Raw genomic sequence first — 16,028 nt, 5'->3', positions numbered from 1 at the left:
TACCTATAACACCATTTAGGACGACATTTGGTCACATTATGTTCCTGAGAAAATTTTGTTAGCCATATAGATCAAGGGTTAGGATCTAAAAAAACGCGGTTGTCTTAGTAGCCATAATCCTGACTGCTGAGACAATCGCGTTTTTATAATAGAAGTTCCCCCTTTACGGGAGACGTTCCTCAATATGTTTATATGTATATTTTGGATCAGAACCTTTTACAGGAGCCATGCTGTATTGATAAATCAGATCCTTCTCTTTTCTATAAAAGTATCTTGCGTTAGGTTCATCTGCAAAGATAACCGTTGTGCTTACTACGGGAGCCTTACCAATCTGGGTATAGACTTTATAAAGATCTTCATTCTTATAATCTCTAGCATCTACCAGATAATGAATGATCTCATTGTTCATCTGATTTCGGAAGGAGTGAAGCGCTAAGGAAGCAACTCCATATACAATAATGAGAGTAACAAGAATTATTTTTGTTCTTTTCTTCATTAATTTCCTCCATTTAGATAAAATGTATATATTATAAGATAATATATTAGTTTACACATTAGAAGGGAGGAAAGAGGATGACGCAGCAAGAGGAAAAAATACAGGAGTTGGAGCGACGTATTAAGGTACTAGAGAATCATTCAAGTCCAAAACTGCCAGGGCTAAGAGTCTTATGGTTTATTATTTGGGGTGTTGTGGGTATATTCCTCATTCTAACTCTTATTGGTTTGATTCAATTTGTCGCATAACAGAGCTTATAATTACAAATAAGGCAGCAAATTTCCCGCCGATAGTTAAACCCGTGTAGGTAAAGAATTGCCTGGGTATACTATACTTGCTGCCTTTTTATTATGAGCTTACACAAATCATCTTCAGTCGTCTTTGGGTTCTTGCAATAAAATGGAGAAGGTCCCTGTTTCATGATCCACTTCAATCGACTCGATCCCAACAAAATCCGGAATTTCGGGGTGTACTGCATCTACGTTATAATCTGGATGAGTCATCAATAATTCAATTACTTTAATGGCTTCCATATCGTTCCCCCTTGCGAGAAATTCCATCATAATTATTAATGGTACTTCATTGCGACTACCCTTATTATCTCCGCAGTCATTATTGAATATGTGTTAATCGTTCTTCGTTTCTTCCCATCACGGCCAATAATTGCCCCTGAAAAACACGTCTTTGGATCTGATCAATCCGCTGTAAAGCCAGCTCGCTTGGCACTTGAAATTCTGCTGCAAGATAGCTAATGGCTTCCTCTCGTTGTTCTGGCAATTTCAAACGGGAGATCATGGAGTAGGGCATAGCTGCATAAAGAATAAAACGCTCGGATTCATCCTCCTGTGCCCGCGTAAAATGTTCTGGCATCAATATATGATTGGTACCATGGCGGAGCAGGTGACAGAGCTCGTGGAGAAACTCTAGCCGCTGCAGGCTAGCTGGAAGCCGGTTATCGATAAACATGGTGTACATCCCCGCTGATGCTTCGATACTCTTGCTTCTTACATCCAAATAATGAACCCAAATATTAAGCCGTTCTGCAATATAGGCAATCGAAATTTGCGAAGGCTGAGTAAGGTTTAGACGTTTGTATAAATCTTCCGTCCACTTCTCCAGTGCAGTCATTTGATAATAGGATTTCATGTTATCCACATCATTCACCTCATTCAAAATCAATTATAGGATCGTATGTTCGCATAAATGAACAAAAGAAAAGCCCGAAGGCTATGTAAAGTAAAAAAATATAAGGACACATAAGAACTAGTGTTCTTGTGTGTCCTTAGCATAATGCAATTAAACACTAATATCAAGTGTTTTTCCTAAATTCGGAGCAACGCTTTTCCCCAGCATTTCCACCATCGTTTGACTCTGGGTTTCAGCCTGATTTTTGGCTATATTCATGACCTGTATCCCCACATTCTGAGCTAAGGATGCTTGACTCATTGCCATTGATAATGCAGCTATATCCATATTGCACCTCCTTCGTGTATATCCTGTATATCGACTCTGTCCATTTAATTCATTAGGTGTTCGGCATTTTGTTTGCCAATTCGCCCAAACGGCTTATCTCCTTTTTACATATCTTGTGCTGTAGTCATTAATCATTAGGAGGAATTAAAAATGGGAATGGAACATTGTGGTTGTAACGTAGGTCCTGTAGTAAGCCCAGCAAACGTAGGTCCGGTGTGTAGTCCTTTTACTTCAACGGGAGCTATTCTGGTACTCTTCATCTTGCTGGTTATCATCACTAAAGCTTGCTTATTCTAAGCTAGCTGATGCACATTGTAGCCCCATCCGGTGTATACCGGATGGGGCTATTCTTTTGGAACATTGTTTACGAAGCTCGTTATTTGAACATAAATTCTACGCGGGTTCCATCCGCATAATCTTCTAGCTGATTACCAACCCAGCTTCCTGCACCGCGATTATCTTTTGGCGTTATGTATTCAATGTCGGCCCCTTCGCCGCCTTCATCACACATGGCCATGGGCCATTCGTCGCGGTCGTAGCCTTTTTTGGTAGGGATCCCTCTTAAGGATTCTTTGCGGTTCTCTTCAGCCTGCTCACGGTTAATGGTACATGTGGCAGACTCCCCTTTGGCAATCGCATCCTGAATATGCTTGGCGGTCTCAGGATAACGATCTGATGGGAAGATGAGCTGAACAACTTCTGAATCGGATGTGGGGGATGCCGGGTCTTCGTTCTGTTCATACCAGTAACCGCCCAAAGCGAGTAACACAACAATGATGAGACTGGTGAGTAATTTCTGTATTTTCAAATCTGCTCCTCCTTTTTTGGAACTTAAAATAGTATATCTTATATCATAATGCAGTGCGATTTAATATACTTAGGAAAAATAAGAGGAGGACGGAATTGGATATGGAGTATTTAATTACGATTGAGGATCAGACGCTTATAGCCTCTGCTGAAGATATTATTACTAGACGTTATGAATGGGAAAGACACCATGTTGGAGCGGCGCTCCGTACGAAGACGGGGGAGATCTTTACAGCGGTACATGTAGAAGCTAGCATGGGGCGGATTACAGTTTGTGCGGAGGCGATGGTGATTGGAAAAGCGATATCTGAAGGCTACAAGGAATTTGATACGATTGTTGCCGTAAGGCATTCTGATCCGGATAGCGGGGAAAGAGAGATTAAAGTAGTCTCTCCCTGCGGGATGTGCCGTGAGTTAATTGCTGATTACGGGAAGGATTGCAAAGTTATTGTATCTGAGGAAGGCCGGTTAGCCAAATATGATATTACCGAATTACTACCGCTGAGATATACGAGGTAGTTTGGAATAAAGGAGCCCTAGGCTCCTTTTTTTGTTGAGCCGTGAATTTATTCAGCAGTTCCTTACACTGTCCTAAATTAATTTACAGCTTCATGTCCATTCGCTGAGTTCATGTCACTATTGTCCCCATACTATAACTTAAAAAAGTTAAAAGGATGTGAGAGTGGATGGAACAGCGCAACCTTCGAAATATGGTTGATTCGGCATCGAGGTTTGTGAACGATGTTCAGTGGCAAATAGCATATCGTAAATTGCAAATGACTCCGGCAGATTCGGAAACGGTAACCTCTGCTCAGAAATTGTTGAATACCCTTTATTTTTTGCAAGGAAAAGGATGGATTAGTGGACAACATGATTATTTGGAGAGCGCGGATGAGTTCAATGGGAAGCTGAAAAATACCAGCGGGCAATACGCTGCCCTTCACGGCTACGAGCTGGGGGCAATCAATAATCAGACGGCGGCGCTAATAGACAATCAGCGGGATTGGGTTGTTAGCAGCGCTATTCGCTGGTATAAAGCTGGTGGAATCATAACGATTAGCTATCACGCTCAGCTGCCAGGAACAGCGCCGGCTTGGGCTAACGTATCTACGAGCATAAGCAACGCTGATTTTGACAAATATATAACACCGGGTACTGCTCAGTACAACGCACTGATCGCTGATCTGGATAAGATAGCCCTCTCTTTAAAAAAACTGAATGACGCAGGTGTTCCTGTGCTCTGGCGGCCCTATCATGAAATGAATGGCGGATGGTTTTGGTGGGGAAAGAAGAGCAACTACGTGAAGCTGTGGAATCTTATGTTTGACCGCTTTACCGGCTATCATAAGCTGCATAATTTATTGTGGGTATGGAGTACAAACGCCAAAAATCAATGGTGTGATGACCCTGCGGAATACTACCCGGGCGGTGACAAAGTAGATGTGCTAGCGCTAGACATCTATGACGGCGATTTCAAGGGAAGTCACTATGATAGTCTATGGGATCTTGGCCGGGGAAAGCTGATCGCGATTGGAGAGAACGGAGAGCTACCGTCCCCTGCGCTACTATCTAAATCACAGCCCAAATGGTCTTATCAGATGACCTGGGGCAAGCTTCTTTATGAGAAAAACACCGATGCGGTGATTAGAGCCTTTATGAACGACAGCTATGTATTCACACGAGATGAATATGCTGCTGAGGCAGCGATTGTGGCTGCTAAGGGAGATAGTGTGCTGCAAAGCGGGCTATGGGGGCAATATTACAATAATATGACCCTTAGCGGGACTCCTGCGTTGACGCGAACGGATGCGAACATCCAATTTTCATGGAAACAGGGTTCACCCGATCCAGCCATTCGTGTCGATGCATTCTCTATACGTTGGAGCGGGAAGCTCACGGCAGCTTATAGTGAGACTTATACCATTTACTCCTCCTCTGATGACGGGGTGCGGGTGTGGATTGATGGAATGCTGATCATTGACAGTTGGGTGAATCAGAGTGGACAGGAGCGTAAAGGCAGTGTGAATCTGATTGCGGGCAAGCTGCATGAAATAAAAGTGGAGTATTATGAGAATGAAGGTGACGCGCGGATTGTATTACAGTGGGAAAGTCCTAGCCAGCCAAAGGGAGTTATCCCAGCAGGAGCGTTCTATCTGCCATAAAAGAACATCTGTTTGGAGCAAGCCCCGGATCCGGGGCTTTTTTAACGTCCGAACGGTCTTAGATTTGTTCGCGATAGCTAATGTTGTTGGCGATCTTCTCGTCACGTACGGCTTTGCGCAGGACATCTTTAACGGTTTGGGCATCACGAATTTTTCGGAAAAGAAGCTGAGGCGCTGAGGCGTCATCAGAAAATACAGTTAATGTACCGATGCCGAGCATCCGGTCCGTGATAGATTGTGCTACGGATAAATCGCGTACACGCAGTAATTCAATCTCTTCGACATTTTTACCGATAAGTCCGGTCTTTACCATAATACGCTGGCTTGTAATGGTGTACGTAGTAGTGTTCAGGCGTACGACGCCTTTGAGGCGGTCTGAGATGCTGGCGGGCTTACCTTTCCAGAGCACGACTTCTTGAGTAGTGTTGGAGCTTGCTGATGGATGACGGGCGGTCACTGGGGCGGTGCCGTCAATGCCGGTTCCACATTCTCCGCAAAATTTAGCGCCCTGCTTATATTCTGATCCGCAGGCTGTGCAATAAGGCATAAATACTCTCCTTTCTTGATTACAATTACAATAATTATAATATAATAGTCATTTTACATAAATTTCATTTGCGCTTTACACAAACCGACATTATTCTGTTAAGTGGAGGGATAAATAAATGAAAAAAGTGTTACTAATAGGAACGCTAATGTTGACTGTCATCCTTAGCGCCTGCAGCAATAATCATTCAACTTCATCGGCACCTGCCTCAGAAGAAGAAGTGCAGGAGACCGTGCAAAACTTCTACAATGAAATTTCTAAACTCGATGAATTGGGAAAATCATCTTTAACGGAGTTCAACGAAGCCATTGCTGCTTATTCAGCAGGAGAGCTTTCGGACAAACAGCTGGAGAAGAAGATTAACGAATTCCAGAAAACCGCAACTGACCTATCCAATCAGGCTGAGAAGGTGAAGATCGCCTCTAGCTTGCCTGAAGATATCCGTAAGCTGCTTGAGGAGTCCAAAATTGCTTTCAAAAGTGCCTATGCCCTAAAAGAACAGGCCTCTCAAGGTGCTGATTCCGCAGAGGTCACTGCTGAACAGTTCCAGGAATTGAATCAGAACGCTGATGTAGCGATGCTGTACGGCATATCCAAGCTTAATGAAGCAAGAGAAGCAACAGGGCTCATCGATGCCGATGGTCAGTCCACCACTGAGACAGAGAACGTTAAAGAATAGATCGGAATGTAGACGCTGTACAGTTTAACTGTCAGCGTCTTTTTGCTGCGATTTTGAGCTTAAGTAGAGGTAACACTGCCAATCCTATAAATAAGCCAGCTACAATTCCTTTTGTAAGGTCTGAGAGTGTATTACTTTGATATACGAGGGGGTATATGCACAGGAATAATGCAGGGATTAGGATGAGAAGTGCAGTATTTTTTTTCAAGTGGAAAGCTCCTCTCGATCAGATATGTATTATTATACAACTTTTAGATAAAGAGGAAGATAAAAAGTGGTATCTTTTTCCTGATTATTGATTATTCAGCGAAGGTATGGATATAATACAAACATACGTTCGTATATATAGGATAGTATAGATAGGGAGGGGTTACCATGGGCAAAAAGCTGGAGAAAAACGGACTGTGGGAAAGCAGTCGGATGATGCTGCCGGAGCACAAGGTAAGAATTATTAGGGATGAACGGGAGACGCTGCGCCGCATTAAGCCTATTCTGGATGAGCAGAAACTGGAGGAAATCGAATGTACACTGGCCTTATCGTTACGGAGTCATGTGCGTGTGACTGTTGTGTTGTTTGATCCCTTTGAGAATACGACAATAAGTGGCTTTGTGACTTCCATTCACACCCACTCGCGTGAGTTTAAGCTGCAGTGGGCGGAGGAATGGAAGTGGATCAATGTGGATGACCTTGTTGAGGTTTACATCGTCTAATGCTAAGAATTGCTGCCTTCACTTTTTTCATAAGCAATTAGGGTCACGGTTGGGTTGCCGGTTAGATGTGCAATAGAAGCTTCGGCATTCCGAATAATTTCGAGTGCTTCATCCTGTTCGCTGAGTGCAGCAACTCTATAGCTATCGCTATGAATGTCCATATGTGTTCCCACCTTTCGCTAATATTTTGCCCTTTTTTGTGGAATTGATCCAAGGTGGAGAAGCCGTGAATAGCTACCTTTCAGGTTAGATCTCGGGGATACCGGGGTCTTTTTTTAATATAAGAAAGTTATGCACCTATCCTTTATGTCTTATATTTCTCGCTTAAACGCTTATCGTCCTTCCTTATATCGACGCTGAAGACGTTTATGCTTGTATGCTAAGGCAAGCAGGGGTATTAGTACAAGCGAATGGGGAGTCGGGATCATTGATTATAGCAAGGGGTGATTCTATGCTGACTTTGGAACAAGTAAGGGATAAATCGACGGCGCGTCTTGTTGGGCTTCATCCTGTTTTGGCAGCAGGAGCGAAGGCTTTGATTCAGCAAAGCTATGCCAAAGGAGTGCCGATTGTGATTACCCAGGGATTACGCTCAATCGCAGAGCAAAATGCCTTGTATGCACAGGGGAGAAGTAAGCCGGGGCCAATAGTTACCAACGCCAAGGGTGGAACCAGCTATCACAATTATGGCCTTGCGTTTGATTTTGCGCTTTTGCTGCCGGACGGAAATAGTCTTTCCTGGGATATGAATCGTGATGGGGATAAAGATAAAATAGCGGACTGGCAAGAGGTGGTACAGGTGGGTAAACAGCTGGGGCTTGAATGGGGAGGAGACTGGACGTCTTTTAAAGATTATTCCCACTTGCAGATGACCTTCGGTTTAACCACAAGTCAACTTCGCGCAGGTAAACGTCCTACAACGGATCAGGTCAATGAAGCTTTAAAAAGGATAATCGGGGAGGATGACGCAGTGAATAAGGATGTTAAAGTATCGATAACCTTGAATGGCAGCAAGCTTACGGATGGCGTTCTTGATACAGGTATAACATATGTACCCGTGCGGGTTCTGGCTGAGGCGCTTGGAGCAAAGGTTACGTATGACGCAGCGAGCAAGACAGTGAATGTAGTAAAAGAGTAAAGCTATTCATGTATAGACAGTGCCATCCAAGGGGAAATTATCAGTGATCACTAACTATAAAGGGAGGCATACGTTGTGAACAAGCTGATAACAAGCCTTGCATGCTGCACTGTACTGTCACTGAGTGTAATGGGAGCTAGTTACGCTAATCCAATCGGGTCGGCGGCTTTAGGCGGTATCCCAAATGCGAATACTGGCATGGATGGTACCGTGAATAATACTCGGATGATGAATACGGAAGGCAATCTAATGAACGGCACCACGGGAACGATGAATCAGCATGAGAGCATTATGAGAGATAAGATCCGAACAGGGGAAAATTACAATCGTAACAACTATCACAACAATAATTACAATACAGAAAATTACACCCGGGATAACTACAACAGAAATACGGTAACTCCACTATCCAACACTACAACGGACGGTAGATATCGGGCAACCAGCACAACTACGAATACTGGGACTACCAGCAGAGGGTCTAACTGGGGCTGGCTCGGATTGTTTGGACTTTTGGGCCTAGTTGGAATGAGAAGCAGAAGTGACGAACGCAGATAATCGCCATGCCTAATAACCCGTGTCGGCACACGCTGGAACGGGTTATTTTTAATGTGATAAATTATTTTTCAAAAAGGGATTGCGTGTTATCGAAATTCATGATATTATATTTCTTGTCGCGTTATACGTAAACATCGTATGAAGCTTCAACACATAATATGCCGGGGTGGCGGAACAGGCAGACGCACAGGACTTAAAATCCTGCGGTACGTGAGTACCGTACGGGTTCGACCCCCGTCCTCGGCACTAAAACAAGGGTTTCAGCTCATTTGCGCTGAAACCCTTTTTGTTTATAATTAGGTGTCTCTATAACGACCACTTGTATATTATTTGACTCGGCAACAAACCGGTTGGTTATAATTAATTATTAAAGGGGGTGTTGGTTTGAAGTATTCCGTTATTCAGATTCCGTATCTGCCGGGGTGTCCGATCCATGTCAAGGTCAATGATACTAATTCCGAAGAGCTGCATCGACACTCGGGGCTGGAGATCATCTGGCTCTTTACTGGAAAACTGAAGGTGACCATCGGCCAAAATGATTATCATCTACATGAAAACAATCTGCTTTTAATTAACCATTTCGAATCCCATCGCGTCGTTCCGCAAGCCTTAAATACCCGCTTTATTCAGTTGCACGTGGACAGCCTTTTTATATTTAAGCACAATCACGATTTTTACAACTTGAACTATGATCTGAAATCCATCAAAAATAGTGAAGACAATCAACATCCGTATGATGTTGTTCGTATTTTATTCAGCCGATTGGTTGGGAAGGGGGAAGAAAATAAAGATGTTCTCCGGCTGTTGGGCTACATAACGTCCCGTTTCAGTAAAAAGCTATCCTCGCCGGAACCGGACAATCGTGCTTCGAATAAAGAGTTTAATATTGTCCAGCAAATCTTGAACAGGGTTGAACTGGATTTCAAAGGGAAGGTTACGTTAAATCAAATTGCACAGGAACAGCATTATAATTCATCTTATCTGTCTGACATTTTCCGGAAAAACGTCGGGGTTACGTTTAAAGCTTATTTGGAAGAAGTCCGGATCAGGTATTCATTGTTTTTGCTCCAAAACCAGGAAACGTCAATTACGAACATAGCCTTATCCTCAGGCTTCAGTGATGAAAAAAGTTACTATAAAGCCATCAAAAATAAGTTTTCGTTAACCCCTCTGCAGCTGCGCAAAAAACATCTGGAGGAGAATCACGACGGCCTGGCTTTGACCGGCTCTTCCAAGGAGCAATTGATTCATCACTATGCCTCGCTTCCGCTCGAACTAAAAGCAATAGAGGAAAATACGATCCAATCCACCATTGTCAAGGATATTCAAGCGGATGGTTACGAATTAAAGCAGGTGTGGAACAAAATCATGAACATTGGATCTGCCAATACGTTGCTGAATCAGAATATACGCGATCAAATCAAAGAGATGCGGGAAGAAATCCCAATTGAATATTTACGTTTTGAAGGCGTTTTTAATCAGGAATTGGACGTGATTCAGAAAGATCGGGACGGGTTAAAATTCAATTGGAAATTTATTAACAATATTCTGGATTATACCCGGGAGCTTGAACTCAAACCATTTATTTGCCTGAGTTATATGCCGCTTTTATTTGCCAGCAAAAGCACCAGTTTTTTTAATTATCAGGGAAATACCTCGCCCCCGAAAGAAATGAGCCAGTGGCTGTCCCTGGTTCAATCCTTTATGATGAATTGCATAAACCGTTACGGCCTTGATACGGTTTCCGAATGGTATTTTCAAATATGGACCGAGCTTCCGGCATATGGGATTCATTGGAGCGGTACGCTTGTACAATACTTCGAATTATATAAGCAAACGGCGCTGCTCATTAAGGGAATATCTCCATCGCTCAAGGTGGGACCTGCAGCAGAAAATTTCCATACGGATGAGCAACTTTCCGAGAAACTGCTCGGATTTTGCCGGGAAAATGCGGTGCCCCTTGATTTTTACAGCTGCAATATTTACCATAACCGCGTCAAATTTAAAGATTGGCTGGAGCGGTCCCAAACTAGTCCTGTCGATATTAAGCTAATTCCGTTTCAATATGAAGCCAAAAATCATACCAGGAATTTGTTGGAAAAGATGCATCGCTTGCTGGAAACTCACTATAAGGAAGATATTGAATTCATCGTAACGCGCTGGAACTTTAGCTGGGATGTTACGAATTTTCTTCATGATACGGCTTTTATGGCCACCTTTATTATTGATCATATGCTTGATCACTCAGCGGCCCATGCCAAGGCCATCGGTTTTTTATCGGCTTCCGATATTCTCTATGAATGGGATATTAAAAGCAATCCCTTTTTTGGGGGGACAGGGCTGGTGAATACGGAAGGGATAAAGAAATCCGCGTATTATGCCTTCGTATTTTTATCTAAGCTGGGAAGCACGGTGTTTGCCAAAGGCAAAAATTATATCATGACCAAACGTGGAGAAAACATCCAAATATTAGCTTACAATCACACCTACCCTGACCAATTGTTCATGAAGGGAGACCAACCGGATCAGCATTCGTATGATATTTTTGAGGAATCCAATGATTTACTGTTAAATATTCACCTGCAAAATATCTACGGAACCTATAAATGCAAACAATACAGTCTTAACCGGAACCATGGATCTGCTTATGACGAATGGATTCGTATGGGTGAATATGCTGATCTGAATCATGAAGAGACGGATTACTTGAAAAATATATCCAGACCTTCCCTGCAATTAAAACAGCTTACCTTAACAGGCGATTTTCATCTTACTTTGCATGTTCCGGTCCACGGGGTCGAATGCATCATCTTAAATAAGTTCTATAAGTAAGCCAAAGAATTCCCCATATCATTTGGGGGTAATTCTTTGGTTTTTTTCTTTTTCTTTGCGGATATCCGGGACACTTGCCCTTATCTTCTTATCACTTGCCCAAGAAATAGGAAGGAAACATGGACTGATCTGAACTACAATTTTAATGAAAGCGGTTTTATGGAGATTTGAAAAACAGACTGGAGGAGATTTTGGATGAAGGCCAATAAACTGGTTCGCTTATCATATACTGCGAAGGCGAAGGAAATTGTAAGCCAAATGAGCTTGGAGGAAAAAGTATATCTCATGAGCGGAAGAGTCTCCATGGAGGAGATGCTGGAAGATTTTAAGGAGAGACATTACAACTGGAGACCTTATCCCGCCGGCGGAAATGACCGCTTGGGGGTGCCGGAACTGAAATTTGTCGACGGCCCTCGTGGAGTCGTATCCGGCAACAGCACCTGCTTTCCGGTAGCCATGGCAAGAGGTGCTGCCTTTGACCCTGAGCTTGAAGAGCGCATTGGACATGCTATAGGCCAAGAGGTCCGCGCGCAAGGCGGCAATTTTTTTGGCGGCGTTTGCATTAACCTCCCGTATAACCCGGGTTGGGGCAGAAGCCAGGAAGTATACGGCGAGGAATCGTTCCACCTGGGCGTCATGGGTTCCTCGTTGGTAAAAGGGGTTCAGGAAGAAAATGTAATCGCTTGCGTGAAGCATTTTGCTTTCAATAGCATGGAGTGGGCCCGGTTTAAGGTGAGCGTCATCGCTGATAAACGAACGGAACGCGAGGTTTTTTTGCCGCACTTTAAGGATTGTGTAGATGCGGGTGCAGGCAGTGTAATGAGTGCCTATAACTTGTACCACGGAGTTCATTGCGGGCATCATGATTATTTGTTGAATCAGGTTTTGAAGGATGAGTGGGATTTTGACGGTTTTGTGATCAGTGATTTTGCCTGGGGCATCAAAGATACGGTTGAAGCTGCAAATGGCGGCATGGATGTTGAAATGTGCCATACGAAATTTTTTGGCGGCAAGCTGGTTGAAGCTGTAAGAAACGGTCAAGTCAGCGAAGAAAAAATCGATGAGTCGGCAGTAAGAATTGTGCGTACCTTACTGGCATTTACAGAAGCGGACAAGGATACGTACGGCAAGGAACTGATCGCAAGCAAAGAGCATATCGCATTGGCGCTGGAAGCTGCCGAGAAGTCCATGACCTTGATGAAAAACGATCACCATGTCCTGCCGTTCTCCAAAACAGAGACCAAGCGTATCGCGGTTATTGGTGGACTCGGCAGCAAAGGAAACATTGGCGATCATGGCTCAAGCCGGGTGTTTCCGCCTTACATTGTTACACCGCTGGAGGGAATTAAACGCCTGCTTCCAAATGCCGAGGTGGTCTTCGACAGCGGGGAAGATCTGGAGCAAGCGAAGCAATTGGCGAAATCCGTTGATGCCGTTGTTTTTGTCGCAGGATATGACCATGATGATGAGGGGGAATCCGTCACGAACGAAGATGCCGATTTGAAGGCGGGGGGGGATCGTAAAAACAGTCTTGGTTTGCATACGAAGGATATTGAACTTATTAATGCGGTTGGCCCCGTTAACCCCAACTCTGCTGCTGTACTGATCGGCGGCAATATGATCATGATTGAAGAATGGAAGCAGTCAGTGTCCTCTATCCTGATGGCCTATTATCCGGGGATGGAAGGCGGCACCGCCATAGCCAAAACATTGTTCGGGGACGTTAACCCGGGCGGCAAATTGCCTTTTGTGGTACCGGCGAGCGAAAGTCATCTTCCCCAAGTGGATTGGGATGCAACCGAGATCAAATATGACTATTATCATGGGTATGCCAAATTGGAGAAGGAAGGAATTGAGCCTTCCCTGCCTTACGGATTTGGTTTATCCTACACCAGCTTTGCACTGTCCAATGCCTCTTTCAAAGCAGCGGATGATCATATCATCGCAGCTTGCGAGGTTGAAAATACAGGAGACGTAACGGGCGACGAAGTCGTTCAGCTGTATGTCGGTTTCGGCAACTCCGGGTTGGACCGGCCCGTTAAAGTGCTGCGCGGGTTTAAGCGGATCACGCTGAAGCCGGGGCAAAAAGAGAAGGTTGAGATCGCCTGTCCGGTTGAAAAAATCAAGTGGTTTAATCCTGCCGCAAACCGGTGGGAGCTTGAAGAGATGGCCTATGAGGTGTACATCGGAACCTGCAACGCAGAAAAGGATTTAATCAAGGGAAGCATTAGCTTACACTAGTTTCTCCCTTGAAAACGTTCCCAACAGGAGGGTGCACAATGGCGATAAGAGAAGAGTCCAATCAAAAGTTATCCTTATTGGAAAAAGTAAGCTACGGTTTGGGAGATACGGCTTCAAACTTGATTTATGCGGTGGTTACCACTTATTTAACTTTCTATTTTACGGATGTCTATGGCATTGGCGCTGCCGCAGTAGGTACACTATTGTTGGTTGCAAGACTTGTGGATATGGTGGACAGTCCTATTTTCGGCATCCTTATTGACAAGACGCATACCAAATGGGGGAAATCAAGACCGTGGATTTTATGGTCCTGCTTTCCGTTTACCATCGTGACGATCCTGTTGTTTATGGGACCTGAGTTAAGCGCGTCCGGTAAACTGGTGTATGCCTACATTTTCTATATTGCTTCCAACATTCTGTATACAGCCGTTAACAATCCGTTAACTACCTTGCTTCCCAGCTTGTCCAGCGAAATTCAAGAACGAACGGTAGCCAACTCTTTTCGGATGTTTGGCGGGCAACTGGGCGGATTGCTGGTCAATCTGACGTTATTGCCGCTTGTCGCATTTTTCGGGAATGGGGATCAGCAAAAAGGCTTCTTCCATACGATGATTCTTTTTGGCGCAGTGGGGCTGGTGATGTTCCTGATCACATTTTTCAATACAAGAGAACGTGTTCAAGATAGATCTGGGGGCAAATCATTGCCTGTCAGGGAGAGCGTCAAAGCGATTAAAGGCAATATGCCATGGATTGCCGGGGTTTTAATAGGCGTCGTATTTTTTATCTTGTACGTGGTGAAATTGTCGTCGGGCATTTATTACATTACCTACAATCTGAATCAGCCTGACCTTGTTACTACGGCCAATACGCTCGGCTCTTTGACCCTGGTGGGAATTATCTGTGTGCCGTTCTTAACCAAGAAGTTTAGTAAAAAAACGTTGATGATCACCGGAATGGCCATCAGCCTGATCGGTCAGCTGATTATTTATCTCGGTGGCGACAGTACGGCTATGGTGCTTACGGGTATAGTCGTTGGTGCCGTTGGTCTAGGATTACCTGTCGGGTTATTGTTTGCACTTATTGCCGATACGGTGGATTATGGTGAATGGAAATCGGGCGTTCGCGCGCAAGGCTTGCTTGCTTCCACCGCTTCCGGGATCGCCATTAAATTAGGGTCCGGCCTCGGGGGAGCGATTCCGGCTTGGTTGCTTGCGGCAGGGGGGTACGTTGCCAATCAAACCCAGACGCCATCCGCACTTCGAATGATAGAAATCAGTTTTATTTGGCTGCCGATCCTGTTATGTATATTGGCGATTCTCATTTTGGTTTTTCTATACCGATGGGACAAACCCCATCATGAGATTGTTGCGGAATTGGAAGCGAGAAGAGCTCAATAAATTCGCAAAAATCAAAAATCACGCCAGGCTCTCTTTCCGAGGAAAGAGAGCTTCTTTTTTTATTAATCCGCCATTTATTTAATAATAGTATTCTCGCTCTAAGGAAATCCTCGAAATCCTGTACGGAATACAACATAGTATGTCTTAAGCAGGCCGGATGGATGAACATCTTGCACGTTGCAGGTTGTACAACAATATGTGACCTAAGCACGCTAAATGGACAAAAATCTTGCGAAAAGTACAACAATGTGGGCGTGACTTCACCAAATGGGCGCTAATCCTGCATGTTGTACAACAAATACGGCCTTCGTTCCCTCCAGAACCTTATTCACCCGCCAAGGTAATTTGGTTTTGTTTCTCTTGCCGTGTTCTTCTCATTCAATCCATTGCACTTCCTGCAGTAGATTTCTCCTAAATTAGCTTGAAAACGAATTCTGCTGTATTTTGTGCAGCAGATTTTCAGGAAATGCGCCTTTTTGCGGTGCGGAATCTTTATTATTTGGCTTGAATGGAGGCGGATTATTAACCGTACTTCCAACAGGCATTGCTTGATTCTAGCGGGGAAAGAATTTGCAAGGATTGGATACTTACTCCTTTCTTCGGATTTGAGTGTAAAAGTAAATCAAGTAAGGTTACTTCGAGAGCTAGCGCTATTTTCTCCAAAGTTTTTATCGTTGAATTCTTCTCTCCGCGTTCGATCTGGCCGATATAGGAGGTGTTTACTCCTACATTCAAAGCCAGCTGTTCCTGGCCCTGTCCTTTACGAGTCCGCAGAATTCGGATGCTTTCTTCGATAAATTCGATGTTGTTCAATTCCCTTCACCCCTAACAAAACGATAGAATTTTTTGGAAGGATGCTCAACAGGATATAGTGAGGATTTAAGTGGTTATAACCATGAATTAATACAGGGTGTGGCAATTCAGATGCCAGAGGTATTTATGGAGAGGTTTTTAGTAAGGGGAACATACATTAACCAGTTGGAAGTT

General features: G+C 44.0%; 19 protein-coding genes and 1 tRNA gene. 12 read left to right on the top strand and 8 right to left on the bottom strand.

Going from position 1 to position 16,028, the window contains the following annotated elements:
* Positions 1–163: 163 nt before the first annotated feature.
* Complete coding sequence (locus tag NSU15_RS22825) at positions 164–496, bottom strand: DUF3139 domain-containing protein (protein ID WP_339287636.1); 333 nt, start codon at positions 494–496, stop codon at positions 164–166.
* 77 nt (positions 497–573) lie between these two features.
* Between NSU15_RS22825 and NSU15_RS22820 the strand changes: the two genes are divergently transcribed.
* Positions 574–744: a hypothetical protein gene (locus NSU15_RS22820; RefSeq protein WP_339287635.1), complete on the top strand. Its 171-nt coding sequence runs from the start codon at positions 574–576 to the stop codon at positions 742–744.
* Between the two features lie 123 nt (positions 745–867).
* Here NSU15_RS22820 and NSU15_RS22815 read toward each other — a convergent pair whose 3' ends face one another.
* From NSU15_RS22815 to NSU15_RS22805, 3 genes are all read right to left on the bottom strand, one after another.
* Positions 868–1,059: a hypothetical protein gene (locus tag NSU15_RS22815; RefSeq protein WP_339287634.1), complete on the bottom strand. Its 192-nt coding sequence runs from the start codon at positions 1,057–1,059 to the stop codon at positions 868–870.
* 49 nt (positions 1,060–1,108) lie between these two features.
* Positions 1,109–1,642 carry an ImmA/IrrE family metallo-endopeptidase gene (locus NSU15_RS22810; RefSeq protein ID WP_339291430.1) on the bottom strand — a complete coding sequence of 178 codons (534 nt, stop codon included), beginning with the start codon at positions 1,640–1,642 and terminating at the stop codon, positions 1,109–1,111.
* Positions 1,643–1,792: 150 nt separating this feature from the next.
* Entirely contained in the window at positions 1,793–1,969 is a 177-nt protein-coding gene (locus tag NSU15_RS22805; RefSeq protein WP_076098563.1) for a YjfB family protein, read from the bottom strand.
* Between the two features lie 150 nt (positions 1,970–2,119).
* Here NSU15_RS22805 and NSU15_RS22800 point away from each other — a divergent pair, with 150 nt between their 5' ends.
* Positions 2,120–2,266 carry a hypothetical protein gene (locus NSU15_RS22800; RefSeq protein WP_156114850.1) on the top strand — a complete coding sequence of 49 codons (147 nt, stop codon included), beginning with the start codon at positions 2,120–2,122 and terminating at the stop codon, positions 2,264–2,266.
* A 79-nt stretch (positions 2,267–2,345) separates the two neighbouring features.
* On the opposite strand, the gene NSU15_RS22795 is transcribed toward NSU15_RS22800, so the two are convergent.
* Complete coding sequence (locus tag NSU15_RS22795; RefSeq protein ID WP_339291428.1) at positions 2,346–2,771, bottom strand: NucA/NucB deoxyribonuclease domain-containing protein; 426 nt, start codon at positions 2,769–2,771, stop codon at positions 2,346–2,348.
* A gap of 107 nt (positions 2,772–2,878) precedes the next feature.
* Between NSU15_RS22795 and NSU15_RS22790 the strand changes: the two genes are divergently transcribed.
* Positions 2,879–3,295, top strand: coding sequence for a cytidine deaminase (locus tag NSU15_RS22790; RefSeq protein WP_076117456.1), 417 nt, complete (start codon positions 2,879–2,881; stop codon positions 3,293–3,295).
* A gap of 167 nt (positions 3,296–3,462) precedes the next feature.
* Positions 3,463–4,938, top strand: a complete 1,476-nt coding sequence (locus NSU15_RS22785) for a glycosyl hydrolase (protein ID WP_339287632.1) — start codon at positions 3,463–3,465, stop codon at positions 4,936–4,938.
* A gap of 58 nt (positions 4,939–4,996) precedes the next feature.
* On the opposite strand, the gene NSU15_RS22780 is transcribed toward NSU15_RS22785, so the two are convergent.
* Entirely contained in the window at positions 4,997–5,485 is a 489-nt protein-coding gene (locus NSU15_RS22780; protein ID WP_076117213.1) for a PH domain-containing protein, read from the bottom strand.
* Between the two features lie 118 nt (positions 5,486–5,603).
* Here NSU15_RS22780 and NSU15_RS22775 point away from each other — a divergent pair, with 118 nt between their 5' ends.
* The gene (locus tag NSU15_RS22775) at positions 5,604–6,164 is read left to right on the top strand and encodes a hypothetical protein (RefSeq protein ID WP_339287631.1); all 561 of its coding nucleotides are present in this window, start codon (positions 5,604–5,606) and stop codon (positions 6,162–6,164) included.
* Between the two features lie 375 nt (positions 6,165–6,539).
* The gene (locus NSU15_RS22770) at positions 6,540–6,875 is read left to right on the top strand and encodes a YolD-like family protein (RefSeq protein WP_042130171.1); all 336 of its coding nucleotides are present in this window, start codon (positions 6,540–6,542) and stop codon (positions 6,873–6,875) included.
* 2 nt (positions 6,876–6,877) lie between these two features.
* On the opposite strand, the gene NSU15_RS22765 is transcribed toward NSU15_RS22770, so the two are convergent.
* Positions 6,878–7,036, bottom strand: a complete 159-nt coding sequence (locus NSU15_RS22765) for a hypothetical protein (protein WP_339287630.1) — start codon at positions 7,034–7,036, stop codon at positions 6,878–6,880.
* Between the two features lie 290 nt (positions 7,037–7,326).
* On the opposite strand from NSU15_RS22765, the gene NSU15_RS22760 reads away from it, so the two are divergent.
* The 6 genes from NSU15_RS22760 (at position 7,327) to NSU15_RS22735 (ending at position 15,041) form a co-directional block, all read left to right on the top strand.
* Positions 7,327–8,013 carry a M15 family metallopeptidase gene (locus NSU15_RS22760; protein ID WP_339287629.1) on the top strand — a complete coding sequence of 229 codons (687 nt, stop codon included), beginning with the start codon at positions 7,327–7,329 and terminating at the stop codon, positions 8,011–8,013.
* Between the two features lie 75 nt (positions 8,014–8,088).
* Positions 8,089–8,571: a hypothetical protein gene (locus tag NSU15_RS22755; RefSeq protein WP_076117207.1), complete on the top strand. Its 483-nt coding sequence runs from the start codon at positions 8,089–8,091 to the stop codon at positions 8,569–8,571.
* Positions 8,572–8,731: 160 nt separating this feature from the next.
* Positions 8,732–8,817 (top strand) — tRNA-Leu (locus NSU15_RS22750).
* 138 nt (positions 8,818–8,955) lie between these two features.
* Positions 8,956–11,403 (top strand): helix-turn-helix domain-containing protein, encoded by a 2,448-nt coding sequence (locus tag NSU15_RS22745; protein WP_339287628.1) that lies wholly within the window; start codon positions 8,956–8,958, stop codon positions 11,401–11,403.
* 195 nt (positions 11,404–11,598) lie between these two features.
* Positions 11,599–13,644, top strand: coding sequence for a glycoside hydrolase family 3 C-terminal domain-containing protein (locus tag NSU15_RS22740; RefSeq protein ID WP_339287627.1), 2,046 nt, complete (start codon positions 11,599–11,601; stop codon positions 13,642–13,644).
* Between the two features lie 38 nt (positions 13,645–13,682).
* Positions 13,683–15,041, top strand: a complete 1,359-nt coding sequence (locus NSU15_RS22735; RefSeq protein ID WP_339287626.1) for a glycoside-pentoside-hexuronide (GPH):cation symporter — start codon at positions 13,683–13,685, stop codon at positions 15,039–15,041.
* Between the two features lie 522 nt (positions 15,042–15,563).
* Here the strand turns inward: NSU15_RS22735 and NSU15_RS22730 are convergent.
* Positions 15,564–15,854, bottom strand: a complete 291-nt coding sequence (locus NSU15_RS22730; protein ID WP_339287625.1) for a helix-turn-helix transcriptional regulator — start codon at positions 15,852–15,854, stop codon at positions 15,564–15,566.
* Positions 15,855–16,028: the final 174 nt, after the last annotated feature.

Source organism: Paenibacillus sp. FSL E2-0201, from assembly GCF_037963325.1.
Taxonomy (GTDB): Bacteria; Bacillota; Bacilli; order Paenibacillales; family Paenibacillaceae; genus Paenibacillus_AQ.
This window is presented reverse-complemented; position numbering and strand designations above follow the sequence as displayed.